The 778-nt window shown below is 48.5% G+C and carries 1 protein-coding gene; it reads left to right on the top strand.

Going from position 1 to position 778, the window contains the following annotated elements; translation table 11 throughout:
- Positions 1-778: alkene reductase (locus KIV40_RS28820; RefSeq protein WP_285352647.1), on the top strand; the 778-nt coding region annotated here is incomplete at both ends.

The raw sequence follows: 778 nt of genomic DNA, 5'->3' as shown, positions 1-778 counted from the left end.
CGTGCTTCTGCTGGTCTTATTATCGCTGAAGGTACGCAAATCTCGCCAATGGGCCAAGGTTACGCTTGGACTCCGGGTATCTACACTCAAGAGCAGATTGCGGGCTGGAAAAAAGTAACAGACGCTGTACATGAACAGAACGGTAAGATCTTTGCTCAACTATGGCATGTAGGTCGCGTGACTCACCCAGACAACATTGGTGGCGAGCAGCCGATCTCATCGTCAGCACTGAAAGCGGAAAACGTAAAAGTATTTATCGACAACGGTACCGACGAACCGGGCTTTGTGGATGTGGTTGAACCGCGTGAAATGACCAAAGATGACATCAAAATGGTTATCGAGCAGTACCGCCAAGCGGCACTGAATGCGATTGAAGCGGGCTTTGATGGTGTTGAGCTTCATGCTGCGAACGGTTACCTAGTGAACCAGTTTATTGATTCTGAAGCGAATAACCGTACTGATGAATACGGTGGTTCAATTGAAAACCGTCTGCGCTTCCTAGGTGAAGTGGTTGAAGCTATGGTTGAAGCGATTGGAGCAGACCGTGTTGGTGTTCGTTTAGCACCTTTCACTTCATTGAATGGTACCGTTGATGCGACACCTGTAGAGACTTACACGGCAGCAGCAGCGCTACTTAACCTTTATAAGATCGTTTACCTGCACATTGCTGAAGTGGATTGGGACGATGCACCAGAAACTCCGAAAGCATTCAAAGCTGCGGTACGTGAAGCGTATCAAGGTGTGTTGATTTGGGCTGGTCGTTACAACAGCGAACGTG

This window comes from Vibrio sp. D173a, from assembly GCF_030248475.1.
Note: the sequence above shows the minus strand (reverse complement) of the source record. Positions and strands in the feature narration are given on the sequence as shown.